General features: G+C 39.0%; 28 protein-coding genes. 7 read left to right on the top strand and 21 right to left on the bottom strand.

All coding sequences use genetic code 11. The features are described from left to right. Positions 1–68: 68 nt before the first annotated feature. The 11 genes from sigF to spoIIM all read right to left on the bottom strand — a co-directional run bounded on the left by sigF (position 69) and on the right by spoIIM (position 9,464). Positions 69–836, bottom strand: coding sequence for an RNA polymerase sporulation sigma factor SigF (gene sigF, locus NST21_RS18495; protein WP_053346843.1), 768 nt, complete (start codon positions 834–836; stop codon positions 69–71). Between the two features lie 13 nt (positions 837–849). Further along, positions 850–1,290 carry an anti-sigma F factor gene (spoIIAB, locus tag NST21_RS18500; protein ID WP_053346844.1) on the bottom strand — a complete coding sequence of 147 codons (441 nt, stop codon included), beginning with the start codon at positions 1,288–1,290 and terminating at the stop codon, positions 850–852. 1 nt (position 1,291) lies between these two features. Further along, positions 1,292–1,642, bottom strand: a complete 351-nt coding sequence (spoIIAA, locus tag NST21_RS18505) for an anti-sigma F factor antagonist (protein ID WP_053346845.1) — start codon at positions 1,640–1,642, stop codon at positions 1,292–1,294. Between the two features lie 131 nt (positions 1,643–1,773). Then, entirely contained in the window at positions 1,774–2,940 is a 1,167-nt protein-coding gene (locus NST21_RS18510; RefSeq protein WP_056525187.1) for a D-alanyl-D-alanine carboxypeptidase family protein, read from the bottom strand. A 246-nt stretch (positions 2,941–3,186) separates the two neighbouring features. Then, positions 3,187–4,491 carry a pyrimidine-nucleoside phosphorylase gene (locus tag NST21_RS18515; RefSeq protein WP_056525190.1) on the bottom strand — a complete coding sequence of 435 codons (1,305 nt, stop codon included), beginning with the start codon at positions 4,489–4,491 and terminating at the stop codon, positions 3,187–3,189. 72 nt (positions 4,492–4,563) lie between these two features. Continuing rightward, on the bottom strand, positions 4,564–5,376 hold the full coding sequence (locus NST21_RS18520; RefSeq protein WP_340890605.1) for a purine-nucleoside phosphorylase: 813 nt from the start codon (positions 5,374–5,376) through the stop codon (positions 4,564–4,566). Between the two features lie 17 nt (positions 5,377–5,393). Further along, positions 5,394–6,581, bottom strand: coding sequence for a phosphopentomutase (deoB, locus tag NST21_RS18525; protein WP_340890606.1), 1,188 nt, complete (start codon positions 6,579–6,581; stop codon positions 5,394–5,396). A gap of 309 nt (positions 6,582–6,890) precedes the next feature. After that, the gene (gene xerD, locus NST21_RS18530) at positions 6,891–7,784 is read right to left on the bottom strand and encodes a site-specific tyrosine recombinase XerD (protein WP_340890608.1); all 894 of its coding nucleotides are present in this window, start codon (positions 7,782–7,784) and stop codon (positions 6,891–6,893) included. A 5-nt stretch (positions 7,785–7,789) separates the two neighbouring features. Further along, positions 7,790–8,017 carry a YqzK family protein gene (locus tag NST21_RS18535; RefSeq protein ID WP_340890610.1) on the bottom strand — a complete coding sequence of 76 codons (228 nt, stop codon included), beginning with the start codon at positions 8,015–8,017 and terminating at the stop codon, positions 7,790–7,792. Between the two features lie 222 nt (positions 8,018–8,239). Continuing rightward, positions 8,240–8,698, bottom strand: a complete 459-nt coding sequence (gene fur, locus NST21_RS18540; protein WP_053348129.1) for a ferric iron uptake transcriptional regulator — start codon at positions 8,696–8,698, stop codon at positions 8,240–8,242. 118 nt (positions 8,699–8,816) lie between these two features. After that, positions 8,817–9,464, bottom strand: coding sequence for a stage II sporulation protein M (spoIIM, locus tag NST21_RS18545; protein ID WP_340890612.1), 648 nt, complete (start codon positions 9,462–9,464; stop codon positions 8,817–8,819). Positions 9,465–9,614: 150 nt separating this feature from the next. Here spoIIM and NST21_RS18550 point away from each other — a divergent pair, with 150 nt between their 5' ends. Next, positions 9,615–10,178 carry a GNAT family N-acetyltransferase gene (locus tag NST21_RS18550; protein ID WP_340890614.1) on the top strand — a complete coding sequence of 188 codons (564 nt, stop codon included), beginning with the start codon at positions 9,615–9,617 and terminating at the stop codon, positions 10,176–10,178. A gap of 67 nt (positions 10,179–10,245) precedes the next feature. Here the strand turns inward: NST21_RS18550 and NST21_RS18555 are convergent, their stop codons facing one another. Then, complete coding sequence (locus NST21_RS18555; protein ID WP_056525205.1) at positions 10,246–11,424, bottom strand: endonuclease Q family protein; 1,179 nt, start codon at positions 11,422–11,424, stop codon at positions 10,246–10,248. Further along, positions 11,425–11,976: an NUDIX hydrolase gene (locus tag NST21_RS18560; protein ID WP_053346855.1), complete on the bottom strand. Its 552-nt coding sequence runs from the start codon at positions 11,974–11,976 to the stop codon at positions 11,425–11,427. A gap of 75 nt (positions 11,977–12,051) precedes the next feature. On the opposite strand from NST21_RS18560, the gene mciZ reads away from it, so the two are divergent. After that, complete coding sequence (gene mciZ, locus NST21_RS18565) at positions 12,052–12,213, top strand: Z-ring formation inhibitor MciZ (protein ID WP_082527557.1); 162 nt, start codon at positions 12,052–12,054, stop codon at positions 12,211–12,213. Positions 12,214–12,270: 57 nt separating this feature from the next. Then, positions 12,271–13,179: an aldo/keto reductase gene (locus NST21_RS18570; RefSeq protein ID WP_340890617.1), complete on the top strand. Its 909-nt coding sequence runs from the start codon at positions 12,271–12,273 to the stop codon at positions 13,177–13,179. An 80-nt stretch (positions 13,180–13,259) separates the two neighbouring features. Here NST21_RS18570 and tnpB read toward each other — a convergent pair whose 3' ends face one another. Further along, positions 13,260–14,465, bottom strand: coding sequence for an IS200/IS605 family element RNA-guided endonuclease TnpB (gene tnpB, locus NST21_RS18575; RefSeq protein ID WP_340890618.1), 1,206 nt, complete (start codon positions 14,463–14,465; stop codon positions 13,260–13,262). A 557-nt stretch (positions 14,466–15,022) separates the two neighbouring features. Here tnpB and NST21_RS18580 point away from each other — a divergent pair. Next, positions 15,023–15,448: an organic hydroperoxide resistance protein gene (locus NST21_RS18580; protein ID WP_340890620.1), complete on the top strand. Its 426-nt coding sequence runs from the start codon at positions 15,023–15,025 to the stop codon at positions 15,446–15,448. A gap of 49 nt (positions 15,449–15,497) precedes the next feature. Here the strand turns inward: NST21_RS18580 and NST21_RS18585 are convergent, their stop codons facing one another. Both NST21_RS18585 and NST21_RS18590 read right to left on the bottom strand, forming a co-directional pair. After that, on the bottom strand, positions 15,498–15,938 hold the full coding sequence (locus NST21_RS18585) for a MarR family winged helix-turn-helix transcriptional regulator (RefSeq protein WP_340890622.1): 441 nt from the start codon (positions 15,936–15,938) through the stop codon (positions 15,498–15,500). A gap of 179 nt (positions 15,939–16,117) precedes the next feature. Next, positions 16,118–16,378 (bottom strand): YqkE family protein, encoded by a 261-nt coding sequence (locus NST21_RS18590; RefSeq protein WP_056525217.1) that lies wholly within the window; start codon positions 16,376–16,378, stop codon positions 16,118–16,120. A gap of 128 nt (positions 16,379–16,506) precedes the next feature. On the opposite strand from NST21_RS18590, the gene NST21_RS18595 reads away from it, so the two are divergent. Beyond that, complete coding sequence (locus NST21_RS18595; protein ID WP_340890626.1) at positions 16,507–17,418, top strand: alpha/beta hydrolase; 912 nt, start codon at positions 16,507–16,509, stop codon at positions 17,416–17,418. 52 nt (positions 17,419–17,470) lie between these two features. Here NST21_RS18595 and NST21_RS18600 read toward each other — a convergent pair whose 3' ends face one another. From NST21_RS18600 to NST21_RS18610, 3 genes are all read right to left on the bottom strand, one after another. Continuing rightward, positions 17,471–17,794, bottom strand: coding sequence for an iron-sulfur cluster biosynthesis family protein (locus NST21_RS18600; protein ID WP_053346861.1), 324 nt, complete (start codon positions 17,792–17,794; stop codon positions 17,471–17,473). Positions 17,795–18,186: 392 nt separating this feature from the next. Continuing rightward, complete coding sequence (locus NST21_RS18605; protein ID WP_098176786.1) at positions 18,187–19,200, bottom strand: ABC transporter permease; 1,014 nt, start codon at positions 19,198–19,200, stop codon at positions 18,187–18,189. After that, positions 19,200–19,928 carry an ABC transporter ATP-binding protein gene (locus NST21_RS18610; RefSeq protein WP_376182662.1) on the bottom strand — a complete coding sequence of 243 codons (729 nt, stop codon included), beginning with the start codon at positions 19,926–19,928 and terminating at the stop codon, positions 19,200–19,202. Before NST21_RS18610 ends, NST21_RS18605 begins: the two co-directional genes overlap by 1 nt. A 113-nt stretch (positions 19,929–20,041) precedes the next feature. Between NST21_RS18610 and NST21_RS18615 the strand changes: the two genes are divergently transcribed. Continuing rightward, positions 20,042–20,644, top strand: coding sequence for a TetR/AcrR family transcriptional regulator (locus tag NST21_RS18615; RefSeq protein ID WP_340890630.1), 603 nt, complete (start codon positions 20,042–20,044; stop codon positions 20,642–20,644). A gap of 161 nt (positions 20,645–20,805) precedes the next feature. Here the strand turns inward: NST21_RS18615 and NST21_RS18620 are convergent, their stop codons facing one another. Next, on the bottom strand, positions 20,806–21,132 hold the full coding sequence (locus NST21_RS18620; protein WP_056525225.1) for a YolD-like family protein: 327 nt from the start codon (positions 21,130–21,132) through the stop codon (positions 20,806–20,808). 76 nt (positions 21,133–21,208) lie between these two features. Next, on the bottom strand, positions 21,209–22,471 hold the full coding sequence (locus NST21_RS18625) for a Y-family DNA polymerase (RefSeq protein WP_340890634.1): 1,263 nt from the start codon (positions 22,469–22,471) through the stop codon (positions 21,209–21,211). 412 nt (positions 22,472–22,883) lie between these two features. Between NST21_RS18625 and NST21_RS18630 the strand changes: the two genes are divergently transcribed. Then, entirely contained in the window at positions 22,884–23,552 is a 669-nt protein-coding gene (locus tag NST21_RS18630; protein ID WP_321175413.1) for a C40 family peptidase, read from the top strand. Positions 23,553–23,557 lie beyond the last annotated feature (5 nt).

Raw genomic sequence — 23,557 nt, forward strand, 5'->3', positions numbered from 1 at the left:
GATTAGAGTCTTTTTACCTTTTCCTAAAACCCAAATTTTTCTCAAATCAAATAAAAAAACCACATGAATCACTGATTCATGTGGTTTTTCATCTGCTGGAGAATTTTCTTTTCCAGCCGTGACACCTGTACTTGGGATATGCCAAGTCTTGCTGCTACTTCCGATTGCGTCTGGTCTTTATAGTACCTCAGGAAAACAATTAGTCTTTCACGTTCATTCAATTCATGGATGGCTTCTTTTAAAGCGATTTGGTCAAACCATGATGTTTCATTATTGTCGGCAATCTGGTCAAGAAGAGTAATCGGGTCGCCATCATTTTCATAAACCGTTTCATGGATGGAAGAAGGACTTCGACTAGCCTCTTGGGCCATGATAATTTCCTCTGGTGACAGCTCAAGATGTTCCGCCAATTCATTGACAGTTGGAACACGGCCGTACGTTTTTGAAAGTTCCTCTTTGGCTCTACGAATTTTATTTGCCATTTCCTTTAAAGAACGGCTTACTTTTACAGTTCCATCATCACGGATAAAACGTTGAATCTCTCCAATGATCATTGGTACAGCATACGTAGAGAATTTCACTTCAAACGATAAGTCAAATTTATCTACGGACTTCAAAAGTCCAATGCAGCCAATCTGGTATAAATCATCCGGTTCATAACCTCGATTGAGGAATCTCTGTACTACGGACCAGACAAGTCTTAGATTGCTATTGACAATCAAGTTTCTTGCGTCCTGGTCACCACTCTGGCTGCGTTGGATTAAATTCCGTAATTCCTCATCTTTTAAATGGGGCTGGCCTTTTTTGCTCTTCTCTTTTTTAACCTCCACATCCATATGCAAGTCTCCCTTAATTGCACAAAGCTCTGCTTGTAGTTAAGTGCTTTTTTAATCGAATGATCGTACCTTCACCCTTATGGGAAATAATATTGATTTCATCCATGAAGTTTTCCATAATGGTGAATCCCATACCGGAACGTTCAAGTTCAGGTTTTGTCGTAAATAGTGGCTGTTTAGCTTCCTCGACGTCTTCAATGCCCAGTCCTTCATCACGGATGGTCAATTCTACAGTATCACCTTCAATAATCACGGAAATGTAGACCCATCCTTCCGGGTCACTCTCGTACCCATGAATAATCGAATTCGTAACTGCTTCTGACACGACAGTCTTGATCTCTGTCAATTCATCCATTGTTGGATCTAACTGGGCAATAAAAGCCGCAACTGTAACCCTGGCAAAAGATTCATTTTGGCTTAGTGCAGAAAATTTCGTTTCCATTTTATTTTTCATCTTAGGCAACCCCCAGTCTTTGCAAAGCGTTTTTTTCGGATAGTTCCATTTTAACAATTTTAAACAACCCTGACATCTCAAATAACCGCTTTACTGCTGGAGAAATTGCGCAGACGACCATTTCACCCTGTTTATTGTTTACCTGCTTATAACGCCCTAAAATAACACCGAGTCCTGAACTGTCCATAAAATGTAATTCTTCTAAGTTGAGAATAATGTGCTTGATGTTATGCTTTTGAATTGCTGCCTCTGCCTGTTTTTTCAATTTTTCTGCTGTATGATGATCTAAATCACCTTTGAGACGAATGCATAATACACGATCTTTCGCCTCCATATTAATCGTAAGACTCATTATATACAGCCTCCTTCACTGTCTTATAAAGAGTCAAATTCTCTTTTTCACCTGCAGATTCCTTCTTCATAGCAAAACTAGTGGGCTTTCGCCTAAATTAGTACATTTATCAGGTAATGCGACAATTTATTCTATTTGACTTGAGTAAACATGCCGAAAGCCCGTTTATACAATTGCCACCAACTGGCTTTTTCAACAGTTTCCTTCGCAACAATTGGCGATTCGACATACACCTTACCGTTTTTCTTCAATTCAAGGGTACCAATTTGATCGCCTTTTTTGATTGGTGCATTCAAATCTTTATTAAGAGTAATTTTTTTTGTAAAATCCTTCGCTGTTCCGTTCTTGGTTGTCAAAACTGAAATAGGTTCACTTGTTACTCCTATAACCATTTTCTTGTGACCTTTACTTACCTTTGATTCTCCTAACATCTCGCCTCGTTTATATATAGGGTATGTGATGTATTGTGAAAAAGCATAATCAAGCATTTTGGTAACCTGCGCATTTCGTTCCTTCGGAGATGCTGCTCCGAAAACGACGGCAATGACCCGCATATTCCCTTTTTTCGCTGTAGCCGTCAGGCAATACTTCGCTTCATTTGTAAATCCTGTTTTTAGCCCATCTACCCCCGGATAAAATTTCACTAATCGATTCGTGTTAACAAGCCAGAATTTCTTTTCGGTATTTTCACGGAGATAGTCCTCATATGTACCCGTGAACCTTGTAATTGTATCGTATTTCAATAACTCCTTCGCCATGATGGACATATCATAAGCCGAGCTGTAATGATCTTTAACAGGAAGGCCTGTCACATTTTGAAACTTCGTGTTTTTTAGCCCGAGATCTTTCACTTTTTTGTTCATTTTCTTAACAAACTCTTCTTCAGATCCCGCAATTCGTTCCGCCATCGCCACCGATGCATCATTCGCCGAACCAATCGAGATGCCTTTAAGCATTTGCTCCGTGGTCATTTCTTCACCTGGCTCGAGGAAGATTTGAGAACCACCCATCGACGCTGCATACTCACTTGTCCTGATTTTTTCCTTCATGGTAAGTTCGCCTTTATCGATTGCTTCCATGATTAGCAGCATCGTCATGATCTTGGTCATACTTGCCGGTGAAAGACGATCATCTGCGTTTTTATCAAACAATACGGTACCTGTATCCCGTTCAATTAAAATAGCAGATTTAGCATTAGCCGCTAAGTCGACTCCTTTATCTTCCGCTGCTTTTGTATGTGGGATGCTAAAACCAGCAGCTATTAATACGGTTAAAAATAGAGAAAGAATCCGCTTCATCTCCATACCCTCCAATCTTTATATGATTTATTTTTTCCATTACACCCATTTTTATACAAATAAGTTCATTTAAAGATAAATTTTGTAAATATAAGAATTATTAGGAAAATTAACACAAAAATAAAAAGAGGATGCGCATAGGCATCCTCTTTTTAAAAATCATGGGATTTATTTTAGCTACATAAGCTAGCTAAGGTTACAAAAAGGTCACTCTCTAAAAAAAAGAGCAACATTTTTGAAGTTACATTATTCCATAATCTCTTTATAGATAAGCGTAGGTTTTTCAACTTTTTCTTTCGAGATAGATATGTTTTCATACAATTTTTCTTTTACTTCTGAAACATCTTCAAAATTACTGTAAATCGTCACTAGAGATTCACCTTTTGCCACGACTTCTCCGATTTTTTTACGGAGCACTAGCCCAACAGCTAGGTCAATTTCTGATTCCTTGGTCGCTCGTCCGGCTCCTAAAAGCATAGCCGCTGTTCCAACTTCATCGGCAACGATTTTTGATACATATCCATCTTCTTTTGCTTCAAGCTCAAAAGTATAGGCAGCCTGCGGAAGTTTTTCTGGCTGATCTACAACCGAACCATCGCCTCCCTGCGCTTCTAAGAAAACCTTAAATGAGTTAAGAGCAGAACCATCTTTAATTGCGTTTTCAAGCAGGGTTCTAGCTTCTTCAAGCGAGCTTGCCTTTTTAGCAAGGAACACCATATGACTGCCTAGTGTTAAGGAAAGTTCCGTTAAATCTTCCGGACCTTCACCTTTAAGCGTATCGATTGCTTCTTTCACTTCTAAAGCATTTCCGATTGCGTAACCGAGCGGCTGGCTCATATCTGAAATTACAGCCATCGTGTTTCGCCCAACATTATTCCCGATGCTCACCATTGCATGAGCTAATTCTTCTGAGTCTTCGAGAGTTTTCATGAATGCTCCTGCACCCGTTTTCACATCAAGTACAATTGCATCGGCACCAGCAGCGATTTTTTTACTCATAATTGAACCAGCAATCAAGCCGATGCTGTTAACAGTAGCCGTTACATCGCGCAATGCATATAACTTTTTATCCGCTGGTGTTAAGTTACCACTTTGACCAATGACAGCTATTTTATTTTTATTCACAAGTCGTATAAACTCGTCATTTTCTATTTCCACATGAAAACCTGTAACAGATTCCAATTTATCGATTGTTCCGCCTGTATGGCCAAGACCGCGTCCTGACATCTTCGCTACAGGAACTCCAACTGCAGCCACTAAAGGTCCAAGAACAAGTGTTGTCGTATCACCAACACCTCCAGTGGAATGCTTATCAACCTTAACTCCTTCAATCATAGTTAAATCAATTTGATCGCCCGATTCAACCATAGCCATGGTTAAATCAGCACGCTCTTGCTCATTCATACCTTTGAAATAAACGGCCATTGACCAAGCACTCATTTGGTAATCAGGAATCGTTCCATCAGTAAACCCTTGGATAATGAACTGAATTTCTTCCGTAGAAAGAGCCTTCCCATCACGTTTTTTCTCGATTAGATCAACCATTCTCATATTAGATTCCCCGCTTTTTTAAAGGCACCGCTACATTTAGCTGTGCTTATTTTATTTTAAATTTAAACTGTTTTATATGTCTTTAACGATTTGTTTAACAAACTCCAGAAAACTACTCTTTACTTTTTCCGTCGTTTCAATTACTTCTACATGTGACAACGGCTGATCCAAAATGCCTGCAGCCATGTTGGTAAGACATGAAATACCGAGTACTTTCATACCGCTATGTCTTGCCACAATAACCTCCGGAACAGTGGACATGCCGACTGCATCCCCGCCAAGAATCCTTGCCATTTTCACTTCTGCGGGTGTTTCATAGGTCGGGCCTGAATTCCCAATATAGACACCTTCTTTAATATCCATACCAAGCGATGAAGCAATTTTTTTAGCTTGAGCTCGTAGCTCTTTGTTATACGCTTCTGACATATCAGGGAACCTAGGACCAAAACGCTCTTCGTTTGAACCAATTAATGGATTTGCCCCCATTAAATTGATATGATCCGTAATTAGCATCAAGTCTCCCGGTGCAAAGCTTTCATTAACACTTCCCGCAGCATTAGTTACAATTAACTGCTCAACTCCAAGAAGCTTCATTACACGCACAGGGAATGTGACTTTCTCCATAGAGTATCCCTCATAAAAATGAAAACGACCTTGCATAGCTATAACTTTTTTGCCGCTTAAAATACCGATGACAAGCTGACCTGCATGTCCCTCAACAGTTGATACTGGAAATTCCGGTATATCGTGATATGGGATCGTAATAGGATTCTCAATTTCATCTGCTAATACCCCAAGTCCCGAACCAAGAATTAATCCTATTTCTGGAGAACCATCAATCTTACTTTTTATAAATGAGGCAGCTGCTTCTATTTTATTAAACATATATATTTTCTCTCCCCTTAATTCATATCGCCCAAAATATTTTTTCCGAAGGCAGGCATTTTCACATCAAAGTTAGCTGCGACTGTTGCCCCTATATCAGCAAATGTATCTCTTATTGGAAGCTCGCCAGCTTCTGTAAATCGTTTAGAATAAACTAATAATGGCACATATTCACGTGTATGGTCGGTCCCTTCATGTACCGGGTCATTCCCGTGATCAGCAGTGATGATTAATAAATCGTCCTCTTTTAGCTTATCGAGTACTTCTGGCATTCTAGCATCGAATTCTTCTAATGCCTTTCCGTAACCCTCTGGATCACGTCTGTGACCGTATAAAGCATCGAAGTCGACCAGGTTAAGGAAACTTAAACCTTTGAAATCCTGTTCGATGGTTTGGATTAATTTATCCATTCCATCCATATTAGATACGGTCCTTAAGGATTCAGTGACCCCTTCACCATCAAAAATATCAGAAATTTTCCCGATTGCCAGAACATCATATCCGGAATCTTTCAATTCATCCATAACCGTCCTGTTAAATGGTTTTAAAGCATAATCATGACGATTAGGCGTTCTTTTGAAGCTGCCTGGTTGGCCTGTGAAAGGTCTTGCGATTACGCGTCCAACCTTAAATTCATCAGCCATTGTTATTTCACGTACAATCTCACAAATTCGGTATAATTCTTCTACCGGAACTATATCTTCATGGGCAGCGATTTGTAAAACTGAATCCGCAGATGTATAAACAATTAACGCACCCGTTTTCATATGTTCTTCGCCAAGTTTTTCTATGATTTCCGTCCCGCTAGCCGGAATATTCCCAATAATTCCACGACCCATTTTCGCTTCGAGGTCATTGACTAATAATTCTGGGAAACCATTTGGGAACACACGAAATGGAGTCGATATATTCAACCCCATAATTTCCCAGTGCCCAGTCATCGTATCTTTTCCAGTAGACGCTTCTTTCATTTTCGTATAGTATGCGAGCGGTTGCTTCGCTTTATCAATCCCTTTGATTTCACGGATATTGCCTAAACCCAATTTTGCGAGATTTGGCATGTTTAATCCATTCATTTTTTCTGCGATATGACCGAGTGTATCTGACCCTTTATCACCGAATAAATCTGCATCAGGTGCTTCACCAATCCCTACTGAGTCCATAACCACTACAAAAATACGTTTAAACGCTGAATTCCCTTTCATGCTCATTCCTCCTAAAATAGTAAATCAGTTTTTATACTCTCTATATTACCCGTATACTGTTTAGTTACTCTTCAATAAAATGAAAATCACGAGAACGTCAGAAGTCTGACCTCTCTACATTGTAAACGATTACCATGATGGAGACAAATAATATATTTCTGAAAGAAAAAAGTATCACTAGATGTTCACAATGTCCACTATAGCGATTTAGTATCGACCGTTTGTATCCCCTTTCAATTTCGAAAAAGGCTGCTTCCTTCATCTGTTTTGCAGTGAAGTTCACAACCTCTCTATCATTCTATTAAACTTCTAAGCTCGTGGATGAAATTTTGAATATACATCCTTAATCCGAACGTTTGTAATATGCGTATAAATTTGCGTCGTCGATATATCCGCATGACCTAGCATCTCTTGGACTGCCCTTAAATCTGCCCCATTCATTAATAGATGTGTCGCGAAGGAATGACGCAAAGTATGTGGTGTGATTTCTTTTTCTATTTGCGCCGTTTTCACAAGTTTCTTTAAAATCTTCCAAAATCCCTGTCTTGTCAGCCTGTTTCCATGATGATTCAAAAAAAGTGACTCTGTTCGGTGCTTTGGACTAGCAAATTTTCCTCGGGCCCTATCCAAATAATGTTCAATAGCACCAAGTGCCGTTTGGCCAATTGGAATGATTCTTTCTTTATTTCCTTTTCCAATACAGCGGACAAAGCCCATCGATGCATGGACATCACTCACATCCATTGATATTAACTCACTTACGCGCATCCCTGTCGCATACATCAATTCAAGCATCGCCTTATCACGCAAACCATATTCATCTATTACCTTTGGGGCCTCTAATAACGCTTCCACCTCTTCCATGCTTAGCACTTTTGGGAGGCTTCGCTCTGGTTTTGGTGTTTCTATATGTAAAGATGGATCCTGTTCGGTCACCCTTTCTCGGAGAAGAAATTGATGAAAAGACCTAATGGAGGCGATATGACGCGCTACCGTTTTCGATGATTTGCCCTGATCCTTCAAATGAACGAGAAAATGCAAGATGTTCACCCTCCGCGAATCATTCCAGTTGGTAATGGTTTCTACATTTTTCAAGTAGCTCCAATATGAATTTAAGTCGCGTTCATAAGAAACGAGCGTATTCTTTGCAAGTCCTTTTTCAATGGTTAAAAAATGAATAAAATCCCTAATTTGATTCTCCATATTCATTACTCCCCGTTTAAATAAAGCAACATTAAGCGTTCAAGCCATGCATCATCACCTGTATCAACAGCCTTTGATACTTTTACAGCCATACCTTTTGGTTCGTCATAACGATGATAACTTTGATATTCCTGATTTAACCATACCATTCCTATATAAAAAAGAATAGTGAAGCTAACAAAGAGAATCATCACTTTAGCTGTATGTAGAACAAGCGACAATGAAGTTTTCATCACCTTTCCCCTCCCATTCGATCCTTTGTATCAATCTATGCCCAACAGGACAAGTTTTATACATGTTTCGGTAAGGAGAAAGCAAAAACAGCTATAAAAGAGAAAAGTGGCGTTATCCTAATTTCCTGAATTCAGCTACATGTCGAATGGACCTTGCTCTGCAGATATTTACCCTTTTAAAAATGCAGAAAACCTTCTCCATTTAATGGAAAAGGTCCGACTTTATTCACCTTTATTCTCGTCTTTCTCATGGCATCGATGACAAATACCATGAAAGGTTAATCTATGATCTTTTATCTTGAAGTTCCAGTCGCGTTCTACAATGGATTCTACGTCTTCAAGTAAGTCTTCTTGAATCTCATCTACCGCTCCACATTCCACACAAACAAGATGATGATGGAAATGGGCAGCCCCTTCTTGTCTTAAATCATAACGGGAAACCCCGTCTCCAAAGTTAATTTTATCTACTATCTTCAATTCAGTCAGCAACTCTAGCGTACGGTATACTGTTGCCAATCCAATTTCCGGCGACTTTTCTTTGACAAGGAGGTAAACGTCTTCTGCGCTTAAATGATCCTCTTCGTGCTCAAGTAAAACGCGGACGGTCGCTTCTCGCTGAGGCGTTAGTTTGTAGCTGGACGAGTGCAACTGCTTTTTTATTCTATCAATTCTGTTTTCTATTTCCATACCTATATTCCCTCCCGCGCCGCTATCTTATCCATTATATCAAATGAGGGAAAACTGTCAAAATAGATTTCTTGTTAATGATAAAAAAATTGTTGTGATTAGCAAATTCCCTTCAATGACCCAGGAAACTGACGACATTTTTCATTAAAGAGGGTGATAAGTATGCTTCAAATACAGCAGCTGTAATTAAAAATACTCCTGACAAAATTAATGAAAAAATATAGCGTGATATAATTGGCTTCAGCGGCTCTCGAATTTGCTTGAGGAAAATCCGGCTGATCATTTTCATTGATAGCGAGACAGCAAGGACCGTTATCACGATGAAAATCGGTACAATGAATATATTTTGTGGTAGAATTGCGACAAATGATAATAAGAACCCGCTCCACCCCATTTGATTAACTAAAAAGCCGACTGTAAACCCTACAACCATTCCTTTAATAAATAACAATATCAAGATAACCGGCAACCCAATAACCGAAATCCCAAGAATCCAGATGAGGCCTATATATTTTATGTTATGCATAATACTTTGGCTAAACATATCATGCGAAGATGCAAATTCTCCTTTGGTAACTTGTCCAAAAAATTGTGATAAATAATAGAACAAGTCCTCTTTTTGGGTAAAACTCAAACTATTTACGAGTACAGCGCCAAAAATGACACCCATTAAAAAAAGCACAGTGATAAAGACATATAATGAGGAATGTTCGTTAATGTGTTTCATTACGGCATTTTGTACGACAGATTTTTTTTTCATCTTTCATCCTCCCAACTCCGCTTACTAGAATCTATGTTTTCACTCTTTCATTTATGCTAAAGAAAACAAGTATGAATTCCCTAATCAGGAAGAACACCTCAAAGTAATATCATGTTATAATTTTCCATAACCATTACTTGGAGGTGTGATATGAAAGCTATATTAATGGATTTCCCAGAAAAAATTGAAACTCCACGGCTATATCTAAGACCTTGTCAACCTGGAGATGGCAAAGATGTGTATGAAGCCATTGTCCGTTCCCAGAATGAATTAAAACAATGGCTTCCATTTGCCCATCAGGAACCGTCCTTGGAAACCTCAGAACAGAACGTCCTAAAAGCCTTTGCGGACTTTATTTTAAAAGAGGATATTAGACTTCATATTTATAGGAAAGAAGACGACCAATTCATCGGTTCCACTGGTCTGCACCGAATTAACTGGGATATCCCCAAATTTGAAATTGGCTATTGGATTGATACAATACACAGTAAAAAAGGGTACACAACCGAAGCGATTGAAAAGTTAACCCAATTTGCTTTTCATCATTATGGGGCAAAGCGGGTTGAAATCCGCTGTGACCCTAATAACCTTGCTAGTAAACGAATTCCCGAAAAACTAAAGTATACTCTTGAAGGAACTTTACATAATGACTGTCTAAGTGCTGACGGCAAGGAATTGCGAGACACCTATATATATGCAAAAACAACAAACTAAAAAAAGTCCTGACAGTATAAACCTCCTCTGTCAGGACTCTTTTTTATTCCCTTACATAAACAAATAATTAGCTGTTCTTTTTTACTTTCCCATACTTACCTCCGCCCCCAACTTCAAAAGTAAGCTCCCCTTTTCTGGCAGAATCGATATAGTGGGCCAATTTTACAGGAACGATTTCTGTGAGTTGTTCAAGGGTTACCTCATGAAGGATATTCATCTCGGTTCCAAATGCCTCTAGCAGTTTTTCCATTGATTTAGGACCAAGTCCCGGGATGAAATCGAGGGGTACTTGATGGATATATGGCGGTCTTTCCCTTCGTTTCTCTCCATTCATTTTAGGAATAGATAGTTCCTCTATCCGAGTCGACACCCCTTTAATGATAGTCTTGTTTCCACATTCAGGACATTGTTCATTATCCCTTAACAATTGATGTAAACATCCTGAACAAACGGTTTGATGATATTTTCCCAATAAGGGATTCAACCCATAATTGGCTGATACCTTTCGTCCTTCTTTATCTTGAAGGGCTTTTGCCAACTCGTTAAAACTTGGTTCTTTAAGTCGAATTTTTTGATATTCACGAGCAATTTTCCCAAGCGAATGTGCGTCAGAATTCGTCACGAAGACAAAGGATTCCAACTCTTTTATATCCTTGACCATATCTGTATCAGAACTTAACCCAAGCTCGATGGCGTCGATTAACTCTGGATCGAATACTTCAGCCAGACTCGATCTTACCCCTTTACCATATAAACTTTTAAAGGGGGTAAAAACATGTGCTGGGATAAACAAGCCGCCAAGTGATTTTACTATTTTTTGCAGTGTTCTTCCGTCACAATAAATTCTTTGAGAGCTTAAGGTGATATTTTTAACATAACCGCTCATCCACACCGAAAAATTCTTCATCGCTTCCAATGTAGGAAAATAGGCAAGAACATGGATTGGGCCATTACAATGCTGATCATAAATTTCAATTTCAGAGCCTGGAATGATTGTTGTGTTCCGGTAAAGAAGACCGCCTTCATCCTTCTCTGTAATTTCCCCGTCCAGAATTCCTGCTTCAATCTCTTCGATAACTTCAGGAGAATGGCAGTCAATTATCCCGATTAAATCGAGACCTTTTCTCTCACTTGCCACTTGTATCACCTTGCTGAAGGTCAACGTTTTAGCACCGGTTATTTTTACGGCCTTTCCACTTCTTGTTCTGCCTATGTGGATATGCAGGTCAGCGTAATACTCTTTCATTTATGAAGTCATCACCTTTTTCAACTGCAGGTACTGAACTGCATATGCCGTTTTGGCATCCTGGATTTTCCCTTCATCTATATAGGTTTGAGCTTCCTCTACCGTCAGCTCAATCACCTCGACAAATTCATCCTCATCCAAGGGGGCCGCATTTTCTTTCTTTTTCAAATTGTGGGCTACATAAATGTGAACCAATTCATCGGCAAAGCCTGGGGACGTATAAAAGGATATGATGTGTTCCATTTTTTCGCATACATACCCTGTCTCTTCTTCAAGTTCCCGTTCTGCCGACAGAATCGGTTGTTCGCCTTTTTCGAGCTTTCCTGCAGGAATTTCAACCAGACTTCTCTCCAGCGCTTTACGGTACTGTTCGACCATGATGATTTTATTGTCTGCTGTAACAGCTATGATTGCAACCGCTCCCGGATGCTTGATGATTTCACGTTTACTTGTTTTTCCATCTGGAAGCTCTACATCATCCACCTGTAGGCTGATTACTTTACCGGTGAATACTTTTTCAGAAGATATCGTTTTTTCTTCAAATTTTTTCATCCTGACCACTCCTCTGTTCTAATTGCAGTATTATTCTTCATACATTTTACCATAATAGAGATGGAGGGCGATTCGATGAAAGTTTATGTATTGGACAAAGGCGTCATTTTATCTGGAAAGAGTTGGGAGATCGTTCAAAAACTAAAACAATTGCAAAATAAATATGTCTATATCAATGATTGGATTGCCGACATACACGATCAACAGGCAACCTCTCCTTTAAAACGAATCAAGTGAATTCTTTGAGCGAAATGGATTTGTCCTTTACAATGTAGGTAAAGGGAGTGGATAAAATTGAAAAATCGTAGACTAGGAAGTTCAGAGTTATTCGTATCTGAAATCGGGCTCGGCTGCATGTCATTGGGTACTGTCGAAAGTCAGGCATCTGAGATCATACAGGCTGCTTTGGATGAAGGAATCAATTATTTTGATACTGCTGACTTATATAATTTCGGTGTGAATGAAGAAATCGTCGGAAAAAACTTAAAATCGGTCCGCGACCAAGTATACATAGCCACGAAGGTCGGAAACCGCTGGAATGAAAATAAGGATAGTTGGAACTGGGATCCATCTGGCACCCATATCAAAACGGCAGTAAAGGACAGCTTAAAACGGCTAGGAACCGATTATATTGATCTTTATCAGCTGCACGGGGGCACGATTTCAGACAATATCGAAGAAACAGTTGAAGCATTTGAGGAGTTGAAAAAGGAAGGCTATATCCGGTACTATGGAATTTCCTCAATTCGCCCCAACGTAATTAAGAAATTTACCGAAAAGTCTGATCTTGACTCCGTGATGATGCAATACAGCCTACTCGATCGCCGCCCAGAAGAGTGGATGCCTCTTTTGGAAAACAAACAGATCAGCATCATTGCCCGTGGCCCCCTTGCCAAAGGACTACTTAGTGAGAAAATGCTTGAAAAAGCAAATGAAGATGGTTATCTTGACTATAGTTATCAAGAACTTAAAGATCTGCTTCCACAATTAAAGGACAAGCTTTCCGGCAGAAAGTTGAATGATACGGCCCTGCAATTTGTATTGTCACACCAAAGCGTTGCTGCTGTCGTACCTGGAGCAAGCTCAGTGCAGCAGCTCCGTGAAAACTGCCGTGCCGTTAACAGCTCTTCGCTTACTGAAGCTGAACTTGATGTGTTGAAGCAGTTGACCAAAGCAAACAAATATGAAAGTCATCGGGATTGAACTACCCACCACTTATCGACCTTACGGTCTGATTGAAGTGGGGGATTCCTAAGAATATTAGCCTATCGGCCAATTTTTAATTAGGCTACTCCCGTAGTTCCTACGGTTAGAAGCCTTATGGCTTCATTCATTAGATTGAGTCCTGCGTTAATATCTCGATCGTGGTGAGTAGAACAAAAAGGACAATCCCATTCACGAAGATTCAGATGTTTAACGTCTTTATTTTGGTAACCGCAGCTAGAACACAATTGGCTAGAAGCAAACGTTTTAGATACGGTCACGATTTGTTTACCATACCATTTTGCTTTGTATTCCAACATTTTTTTGAATTGGTACCAAGATACTTCACTAATAGCTTTAGCTAGTTTGTGATTTTTCATCATATTCGACACTTGCAAGTCTTCCATTCCAATAACATCGTGGTTTTTGATGATTTCGGTAGAAACTTTATGTAAGTAATCCATTCGGGCATTTGAAATTTTTTCGTGTAGGATAGCCACTTTTCGTTTTTGTTTTTGATAGTTTTTGGCTTCAGCCAATGGTTTATTTTGATTCAAGGCTATTTCTTGTCGCCTTGAAAGAATCCGTTGTGCTTTGGACAATTTCTTTTCGACCGTCCGGAAGAATTTTGGGTTTTGATAGACCGTACCATCTGAAAGAATAGCAAAATTCTTCAAGCCAACATCTACACCGCACGAACGATTCGTTTTAGGAAGTACTTGTACATTGGTTTCCGCTAAAACGGAAATGAAATATTTACCCGAAGGGTTCCGCCTGATTGTGGCATTGATGATTCGCCCTTCGACTTCGCGGCTTTTAGCAAAACGAACTAGACCGAGTTTTGGCAATTTGATTTTGTTTCCAACAATTCCAATATTCCCATTCGTATGTTTAGTCGTATAGGACTGGATAGGATTCTTTTTCGATTTGAAGCGTGGTGACTTGTTTTGCTTTTTATAATATCGACTATAGGAATCTGCTAAATTTTCCACCGATTTCTGTAAGGCAATACTGTCTACTTCTTTCAGGAAAGAATACTCTTTCTTTAAAGCTGGAAGTTCTTTGATTGTTGCGTATTTATTCAGAAAAGAACCTTTCCATTCATTAGAGGGTAATTGGCCGTTCTGCTTCATTTCTTCACAAATATACCAGTAGGCATCTTTCTCCTTTTGTTTGCCTAAAAAGAAGTTATAGACAAAACGGGAGCAGCCGATCGTTTTATTGATTAGAACTAGTTGTTCTTTAGTTGGATAGATTCGAAATTTATAAGCTTTGTTTACGACCATTGGTTTCACCCCCTTATAGTTATTATTAACCATCGAACATACGTTTGTCAAAAGATTACTTTGGCTTATGCCAACCGCCATTCATCTCCCCCTTACCGTTGGGCTCTCGCCCTTCACACGCTTGAAGAGGGAGTCTTCTGGCGGGAAATGATAAAAGGGAGACCTTAAACTAACCTAGTATTTCAAAGAAAAATATAACCCAGCATTAATAGGCTACCTTATTCCCTTAAAACAGCGGGCTGAGGTAGTCTATTATCGTTTAAACCCTATCGCTATCTTCATCATAATACTGCACTGATCTCTCCGTTTTTCCATCTGCTTATTTAATAGGGAAACCCTTCAACTTAGACCAAGCTTAAACCCATCTAATTGCACTCTTCCAACATTTTACCCTTCTCGATATTCTGTTTTTATTTTATTGTCTCTATTTTTTAGGTTTGCACAATATTGTTATCACTCCTAATGTTTTTCACTAATTCTTTTCTGTTGCTTTTCCTAAATGCATGCTATACAATTCAATTGTGCACAATTTAAATATGAAGCAAAGGAGAAAAATGATGACAAAAACATTATTTACTACGTCTGTAACGGTTGATGGGGGAAGAGAAGGAACGGCCATTTCTGCCGATGGAAACTTCACAGTTGATATTGCGATGCCTGGAACGCCGAGGGCTAATAAGATGCCTGAAGCATCTAATCCTGAACAGCTCTTTGCAGCTGGGTATGCTGCTTGTTTTGATAGTGCTTTGCAATCTGTTGGTAAGATTGAACGCATTAAATTTGATTCTAAAGTCACTGCTAGTGTCAGTTTATTGATGGGTGAGATGCATCAGTACAGCTTGGCTGTCACTTTAGCTGTGAAAGGATCTGGGATCGATAAAGAGACGTTTGAAACCCTTGTTCATAAAGCGCACCAAATGTGTCCTTATTCAAAAGCAATCAAAGGCAATGTGGACGTCACTATTGAAATCGATGTAGATTAATATATCCGACAAAAAAACGCTTGGGCTCCCCAAGCGTTTTTTCTTTTCGCTAAAATTTCTGTAATGTTTTCAATAGTTGGAGCAGCGAAGCTTTCAAATCCTCAACCACCCTCTTATCCTCACCCGACATAGCTGAAATGCGATTGGGAATGAAACAGGCATCTTCCTGTAAACCCTTTCCCTTTTCGGTCAGCTGAATCATGACAGACCGTTCATCTTGAGTGGAACGTTCACGGACAATCAAGCCATTCTGTTCCATTCGTTTTAACATGGGGGTAAGCGTTCCTGAGTCGAGGGCAAGTAAGTCCCCTAATTTTTTAACTGTAAGTGTATCCTGCTCCCATAGTAGAAGGAGAACGAGGTACTGTGGATATGTCACTTCGAGTTTATCAAGCAGCGGTTTATATTTTTTCGTCATTTCCCTTGAACTTGCATAAAGCAGGAAACATAATTGGTTTTCCAGTACATTTTCTAATCTTTTTTCCATCATATCACCAGCTAGTAGTAGTCCGTTTGATATTATGAATACATATCAAACTTATCTTTAATATAATCGTTATACTTTATAAAATAAAGCAATATTCGTTATTGAATAAATATCGGCGTACTCTTTCAGAAAGAGTGGTTTATCAAAAAGGGAGACAGTACCAAGTCTGCTCCCTTTTTACATTATTTATAGTTCTTCCAGTTAAGATTACTTTCTCCCAGCAGCTCTTCGAATGATTTATTTTTCTCACGCCGTTTTCTTTCTTCGCGTTTTTTTTCTTCTTCCGCTGCTTTTTTCTCTTGTTCAGCATCATTCAGTTCTTTTTGCTTTTGACGAAGCTGGGACATGATATCTTGATTAAGCATATCACCAAGTTTCAATGATGATGACTCTTTATCTTGTATTTTGCTTTGATTTTGATTCCGCGGCTGTTTCTTTTTCATCCCTAAAACCTCCTAGCCATTATGAAATTATTATATCACGACTGCGGTTTCTCTCGTTATGATTTTCAAACAGTGTTTTCTCCATTTCCCTCATGGTAAAATAAAGAAAATAACTGAGGAGGATTTTCATGAAAAAATGGTGGCTTGCATTGGCTGGAATTCTGACCTATATCATCGGCGTCGGCATTTATTTTTCTAATCGGATCATGTACATGAAAAAGAAGGAAGATGATTTTATCCAGAATCGTGAAATTATGGCTAAACGTCTAATTAAAGAGGATTTTGATATCCTACCTAAAACTGAAATCTGGGTACCTTCACCATCCGGATATCCCTTGAAATGTTTGTTTATCGAACCGTTTGAGACGAATAAGTGGATTATTATTTCTCATGGTGTGACGGAGAACAAAATTAATTCGATTAAGTACATGAACATTTTTCTTAAGCGCGGCTTCAATGCTATCATTTATGATCATCGCCGTCATGGAGATTCTGGTGGTAAGACTAGCAGTTATGGCCATTATGAAAAATTCGATTTGAAGGCCGTGATCGACGAATTGAAAAGACGTAAAGGCTCCGACGACCTTCAAATTGGCATTCATGGGGAATCCATGGGAGCCGCAACTCTGCTTCTGTATGCCGGGATGCTCGAAGATGGCGCTGATTTTTACATTGCCGATTGCCCATTTTCAAACTTTGAGGAGCAGATCAAACACCAAATCAGCGCGGAAATCCCTTTACCATCTTGGACCGTGTTTCCGCTTGGTCGTACGTTCATCAAACTTCGTGACGGATATTGGACTAAAGAAGTGTCACCGATCAATTATATAAAAAATATTAAAAAACCAGTACTGTTCATTCATAGTGAATATGATACCTTTATCCCCGTTTCCATGACAACGGAATTATATGCAGCAAAAGAGGGGCCAAAGCAGCTGTACATTGCTAAAAAGGGCGCCCACGCTCAATCTTATAATGAAAATCCAAAAGAATATGAAGAACAAATTGATCAGTTTCTTAAACAGCTTGTATTGAGATAGAAAAAGAGAGGATACCTATCATGAAAGCTTGATATCCTCTCTTTTTCTTCTTTTAGATTTTATTAAAGTAGCTCATTCTCGGATTTAAGATTTGATTCGGACTTTTTAACTGAAAGCTGTTCGCTTCCGGTACAAAGTCTATTTTCATAACTTCATCCAGAAAAATCATTTTTGACTTTTCTACGTATAGAGAGATTCCGTTTGTTTCCACTCTCTCGTTACCTTCATCAAGTTCGTTGACTAACCATAGGGCTGTCACACCACTCACAACGCAGCCACAGCCATCTGTGTCATATTTTAACTGTAAAAATCCTTCTTGCCCCTGTATCTTATCGGCTATTTTATCTGCCGCTCTTTCCGTCCATTCAATATACATGATTTACATACCTCCTCATGTGTTTTCGTTCCCTCATTATAAACGATAAAAACGTTTCTGTTAATGAAACTGCTTTATGCCATTTTCAAGATACTCAAATGAAGGTCCTTTCCACCAATGTTGCTTCCATTAAGAAAATCACAGCCCAATGTTACTCATATTTCCTCTTATTTTCGATAAAAAGGCCTATCTCTAGGAAACAGCCCTTCCACTATTATTCTATTAACCTTACGCCCGCTATATCGGCGAGACGGATATAGTGAACCTGTTAAAAACAAGCGACGATATGGATCTTTGGATAAGCTCATTATCATTATGAATCCCGCCAAACGGGTTCCTTCAAATTCCTGATTCAACTCCATAAAGAAATAGTAGCTTACAACTCCTCTCATTTATAAGGCACGATATTTTTTCAAACTCAAAATATTGAAAGTGATAAAAACAACGGCAAATGCAAGGAGAATGAGTAAATCCATCACTACCTCAGCGAAGGTTAAGCCTTTGTACATAATACCGTTCAATGCATCCGACGCGTAGTAAAGCGGCATGATTTTGCCAATTTGCTGCAGCCAGTCTGCCATACCATCTAATGGAAAAATACCCGTAAAGAAGATTTGTGGCACGATGACGAGTGGAATAAATTGTACCATTTGAAATTCAGATGTTGCGAAACTTGATAACAATGTACCGAGGGATAATGCCACAAGCGCGACGAGAATATTCGTCAATAAAACGAGCCAAATGGAGCCGACGAGCACAATATCCAGTACATTTACCGCGTATAGTACAACAATTATAGTTTGAATGAGTGCAAACAAACCATATCCAATTACATAGCCTGCAACAATTTCATATCGTTTAATCGGTGTCACAAGTAACCGTTCTAATGTACCACTTGTACGTTCCTTTAGCAGCGCAATCCCCGCTATTAAAAAAACAAAGAAGAAAACGAAAAAGCCCACGAGCATAGGACTAAAAATATCAAAAATCTTCGTATCGGCATCACCATACACATAATGCGCATCAATCGAAGGATTGTTTGCATCTCCTTGCAAGCCTTGCGCTAATTGCATTTGAACGGCCTTTGCACGAGACGGTTCATCGTTTAAAAGGGTCAGCTTCATGTTGCCATTTTCAAATTGCAGCCAGCCGTCGATGTTATTTTTGGCCATGCTCTCTTTTGAAAAATGCTTGGCAACCGTTACTTGAAAATCTGCTTGTTTCAATGCTTCAGCGATGTTTTCATTACTACCTGTAACAACGATTTTTAAATCACTCGCTTCTGAATGAAAAATAAAATACATGAGTGTTAAGATGAGCAATGGTGCAAAGAAGAGCAATGCGAGTGTTCTTCGATCTCGGAGCATTTGTCGTGTAATTCGTGTAACAAGAGATGTAATCCGCATTACAGCTCACCTACTATCTTTAAAAACACTTCATCAAACGTTTGTACCCCGTATTGTGTCTTTAATGCGGCAGGTGTGCCGGATGCGATGATTTTCCCTTCACGCAGCATCGCTAGATTATCGCAACGTTCTGCTTCATCCATTACATGCGTTGTAATGAGGATTGTTTTATGCTCATCATTTTTTAAACGTTCTAATTCCTTCCAGATGGATTGTTTCAACACAGGGTCCATACCGACAGTTGGTTCATCCAAAATTAGAATTTTCGGATTTTGGATAAGGGCAATAGCAAGTGACAGGCGACGCTTCATGCCCCCAGAATAATATGCAACCCGAATAGACAAATCATTCGTTAACTGTACAATTTCAGCTGCATACTGAATGCGTTCTCTTTGTTCCTTTTTCGATAAACGGTAAAGCTTTGCAAAAAATTCAAGGTTTTCAGCACCCGTCAGCTCTGTATATAAGGCATCGGACTGCGCCATATAGCCGATTTCTGATAGCAATGCTTCATTTGGCACTTCACAATCAAGCACTGTGATTTTTCCAGTGTCCGGCTTCATCATACCGACAATCATTTTAATTAAGGTCGTTTTCCCGCAACCAGATGGTCCTAATAAGCCGAAAATTTTTCTTTCTGCAATATTTAGGTTTAATGGCTGAATGACTTTTTTGTGTTTAAAACCTTTAGCAATTTCCTCAATGGTAATCGCATTCACTGCACGCACACCCTTCCTCTTTTATAATTAACACGGTGTTGAATGTATCAACATTCTAAGGTAGTATTTGGTCAAATACAATCAACACATTTTTGAAGACTGTTTAGTGAAGGAGAAATTCGATGGCGACGATTCATGAGCAAAAGGCTCAAAAAACGAAACTGCAGATTCAACAGCATTTTATCGCACTTGTTGAAAAAGAAGGATTTCAGCATGTATCGGTGAAAAAAATTGCAGATCGCGCGAGCATTAATCGAGGTACATTCTATTTGCATTATGCAGATAAATATGAGTTGATGGATCACTTACAACAGGAATTGTTAGTAGAACTTCAATTACGCATTACTTCTATTCTACCAAAAGAAGCTTTTTTAGCCCTCCATCAGCAACAACTATATCCACCCTTTATAGCGATTTTTCAATTCATTAGTGAGCATGCCAGTGCATTTCGTGCCATTCTTGGCGATCACGGAGACCCCTCTTTTGCCAAAAAATTGAAGCATGTATTTGGTGAAATACTATTAGAACGTTTAATTCGTCAACATCCAGCAGCACAAAATGATGCTTTTCGTAATTATATGCACGCCTTTATGACATCAGCCATTTTAGGTGTAATCCAGGAGTGGCTGGATAATTGCGAAGAGCAAACGGTAGAAGAAATGGCGAAAATCCATTTTCAAATTTTAAACTTTATCAGTCATTTGCGTGCATTCATTGAGAAATAACCTGAATGCTGTCCGAATTTTCGTTCGGGGAGCTATGAAATTTTAACTTGCCTTACTATCTAGTTGGTTAAATCGTAGAAATAGCCTGTTTTGATCAATCCTTTTGTTTTAAAAAACAGGCTATCCCTATTTTTCAATGGCAATTAAACCAAAAATCATACTTAATATTCAATTTCAATAATGTTTACTAACTTTAAGATACACTTCTCGGATGCATGACTAATAATTCGTAATTCTCCTTTTAGTCCATCGATATAATGAATATTACCAAGAAATTTTTTAATTTCACCTTTTTGATAATAAGTAAATTGTAGAGTAATGTTCTCTTCCATGGCCCTACAGATAATTTCATTGAATTCTTCATATTTTTGTTCATCTAAAACCGGCTTTTCGACTTTATCCAGACCTTCATTATATTCTCTTAGTAATTTTACATGTTCTGGTAACATCATTGAAACCCATTTGATACGGCCCCTGTCGCGAATCACCTCGAAACACCCACTTTTCCATTGCATTTTGTGTGACATTATTATATAAAATCATTTGTCACTACTGAGCTTTCTATCACGCCTTATGCCCACCAAGCAGCCTACTTCGGTAAACAGCTGTACCTCCTTCTGTATACGAAACCGCACGCAACAGTGATTTTGATCCATATTTATGGCGAATCCGGTCAACCGTATAACCCAACTCCCGTTTTTTCCAGCGCGAAGCATCAAATAAAGTCAGCTGCATCTCGTTATCATCCACAATATTTGAGAGCGTGACTGCTATGCTTCGAACTGTTTTTTGCTTATTATAGTTCTCATGAAAAAGCTCCAGACAGACTTTATATAACTCCATCATAATGTTAGTCGGTTCGTTAATCGAACGAGAACGGTGAAAACCTCCGCCAAACTCATTCTTGCTGTAGCCAATGCTTAGACTGACCGTCCTTCCTGCCTTTCGATGGGTACGTGCCCTTCTTCCAACTTCTTCGCAAATTTCCACTATGACCTGCTTGACCTCATGCTCCTCCTTATAATCCCGCAGTAGAATTTGACTTTTGCCAAAGCTGACCTGTCCTTCAATAATCGCTGCTCCCATATCCGATAAATCTATTCCCCAAGCGTGGTGGTAGAGCTGATTGCCCATAATTCCAAACTTCGCTTCAAGTAATTCAAGATCATAATTGGCAAGCTGGCCAACCGAAAATATCCCCATTCCATGAAGAGTTTTTTCTACGCGTCTTCCGATCCCCCACATTTCACGAAGCGGAGAAATCGGCCAAAGTTTGTTTGGAACATCTTCATACTTCCATTCGGCAATCCCTTTATGTTTGGCCTCCAAATCAAGGCAAAGCTTCGCCATCAGCATGTTTGGCCCAATTCCAATGGCACATGGGAGTTGCAATTCCCGTTCGATTTCATCTCTTATTTTTTCAGCTATCACCCGGGTGTCTCCCCATAAAGAAGCGGCTCCATCGACTTTCACAAAACTTTCGTCCACACTATATACATGAATCGCTTCTTTCGGGACATAGCGGTTGAACAAGCGGGTAATTTCCGTCGAAATCCTTAAATAGGTTGCCATTTTAGGTTCAACGAGGACAATTCTTGGATCATTCGGGATCTCAAACATCCGCGAACCTGTCTTAATACCAAATTCCCTCTTCATTTTTGGAGAAGCCGCAAGCACAATGCTACCCGTCCTATTCAAATCACCAACCACCGCTAGATAACATTCGAGTGGATTCAAACCAAGCATGACCGCTGAACAGCTTGCATAAAAACTTTTCATATCGATACACATAATTGATTGTTTCGGCATCGTCCTATAATCCATCATTTCTTCACCCTAATAAGAATATACGTTCGCTTTTTATTATATCCATAACTTTAACCGAATATACGTTCTCTTTCAATGGAAGTTTTATTACAAATTTCTACTTTTTAAGGTAATCGCCTTCAAAAAACAAAATAACCCTAATAAATACTCATTTTCCATAAAAATACATTATAACCAAATAGTTTCTTTAGAAATAGATTAATTAGTATCTTGAATAATTCAAAATACAACTAAATTCCCATTATTCATTTAAAACAACATCCCTTTTCAATAGCCTTTAGTCTAATCTTATTTTAGTCTTACTGCCCATCTTTTGTAATGAAACTGTAATCAAAAATATGTCGTATTGTCACAATGGTATTGTAGGATAATATTGTAAAGAATAATAGAAAGATAGAGAGAGAGAGAGGAAATGAGAATTATGAAGAAATGGATTGCTTCAGCTGCCGTTGCTTCTGCAATGATGCTAACCCCACTGCAAGCCTTTGCAAATATTGGAGATCAAACCCTCAGACCCGGAATGACTCATAGCGATGTCAAACAACTACAACAACTTTTAAAAACTAAAGGTTATTTCACATATTCAGGTTCACTGACTACATATTATGGCACCTATTCTGTGTCCGCAGTAAAAAAATTCCAAAAAGCCAAAGGGTTAACTGCCGACGGAATTGCCGGCCGTGGCACATTTAATGCGCTTGGTGTTTATAAGGTCAATAATACAAGCTTGATCAGCTATGCAAAAACCTTAATAGGCAAACCCTACAAATGGGGCGGAACAACACCAACTGGATTCGACTGCTCAGGCTTCGTCTATTATGTATTTCAGAAATCACAAGGAATTACCTTACCACGTACAACATCATTGCTCTATTCCAATACTGGTTTAAAAGTATCTTCACCATCTAAAGGTGATCTTGTATTCTTTGATACTTCTTCTGGAAGAACAGGAGTATCACATGTTGGAATCTATATCGGAAATGGTCAATTCATTAGTGCTACGTCTTCAAAAGGAATAACCATCACTGATATGGATAATTCTTATTGGAAACCGAAATACCTAGGTGCGAAAACTTTATAAAATAC

The organism is Peribacillus sp. FSL K6-1552 (assembly GCF_038005205.1).
Taxonomy (GTDB): Bacteria; Bacillota; Bacilli; order Bacillales; family DSM-1321; genus Peribacillus; species Peribacillus butanolivorans.

Coding starts and splice junctions, on each gene's coding strand:
- sigF (WP_053346843.1), bottom strand. CDS start 836: ATGGATGTGGAGGTTAAAAAAGAGAAGAGCAAAAAAGGCCAGCCCCAT.
- spoIIAB (WP_053346844.1), bottom strand. CDS start 1,290: ATGAAAAATAAAATGGAAACGAAATTTTCTGCACTAAGCCAAAATGAA.
- spoIIAA (WP_053346845.1), bottom strand. CDS start 1,642: ATGAGTCTTACGATTAATATGGAGGCGAAAGATCGTGTATTATGCATT.
- NST21_RS18510 (WP_056525187.1), bottom strand. CDS start 2,940: ATGAAGCGGATTCTTTCTCTATTTTTAACCGTATTAATAGCTGCTGGT.
- NST21_RS18515 (WP_056525190.1), bottom strand. CDS start 4,491: ATGAGAATGGTTGATCTAATCGAGAAAAAACGTGATGGGAAGGCTCTT.
- NST21_RS18520 (WP_340890605.1), bottom strand. CDS start 5,376: ATGTTTAATAAAATAGAAGCAGCTGCCTCATTTATAAAAAGTAAGATT.
- deoB (WP_340890606.1), bottom strand. CDS start 6,581: ATGAAAGGGAATTCAGCGTTTAAACGTATTTTTGTAGTGGTTATGGAC.
- xerD (WP_340890608.1), bottom strand. CDS start 7,784: ATGGAGAATCAAATTAGGGATTTTATTCATTTTTTAACCATTGAAAAA.
- NST21_RS18535 (WP_340890610.1), bottom strand. CDS start 8,017: ATGAAAACTTCATTGTCGCTTGTTCTACATACAGCTAAAGTGATGATT.
- spoIIM (WP_340890612.1), bottom strand. CDS start 9,464: ATGAAAAAAAAATCTGTCGTACAAAATGCCGTAATGAAACACATTAAC.
- NST21_RS18550 (WP_340890614.1), top strand. CDS start 9,615: ATGAAAGCTATATTAATGGATTTCCCAGAAAAAATTGAAACTCCACGG.
- NST21_RS18555 (WP_056525205.1), bottom strand. CDS start 11,424: ATGAAAGAGTATTACGCTGACCTGCATATCCACATAGGCAGAACAAGA.
- NST21_RS18560 (WP_053346855.1), bottom strand. CDS start 11,976: ATGAAAAAATTTGAAGAAAAAACGATATCTTCTGAAAAAGTATTCACC.
- mciZ (WP_082527557.1), top strand. CDS start 12,052: ATGAAAGTTTATGTATTGGACAAAGGCGTCATTTTATCTGGAAAGAGT.
- tnpB (WP_340890618.1), bottom strand. CDS start 14,465: ATGGTCGTAAACAAAGCTTATAAATTTCGAATCTATCCAACTAAAGAA.
- NST21_RS18580 (WP_340890620.1), top strand. CDS start 15,023: ATGACAAAAACATTATTTACTACGTCTGTAACGGTTGATGGGGGAAGA.
- NST21_RS18585 (WP_340890622.1), bottom strand. CDS start 15,938: ATGATGGAAAAAAGATTAGAAAATGTACTGGAAAACCAATTATGTTTC.
- NST21_RS18590 (WP_056525217.1), bottom strand. CDS start 16,378: ATGAAAAAGAAACAGCCGCGGAATCAAAATCAAAGCAAAATACAAGAT.
- NST21_RS18595 (WP_340890626.1), top strand. CDS start 16,507: ATGAAAAAATGGTGGCTTGCATTGGCTGGAATTCTGACCTATATCATC.
- NST21_RS18600 (WP_053346861.1), bottom strand. CDS start 17,794: ATGTATATTGAATGGACGGAAAGAGCGGCAGATAAAATAGCCGATAAG.
- NST21_RS18605 (WP_098176786.1), bottom strand. CDS start 19,200: ATGCGGATTACATCTCTTGTTACACGAATTACACGACAAATGCTCCGA.
- NST21_RS18615 (WP_340890630.1), top strand. CDS start 20,042: ATGGCGACGATTCATGAGCAAAAGGCTCAAAAAACGAAACTGCAGATT.
- NST21_RS18625 (WP_340890634.1), bottom strand. CDS start 22,471: ATGATGGATTATAGGACGATGCCGAAACAATCAATTATGTGTATCGAT.
- NST21_RS18630 (WP_321175413.1), top strand. CDS start 22,884: ATGAGAATTATGAAGAAATGGATTGCTTCAGCTGCCGTTGCTTCTGCA.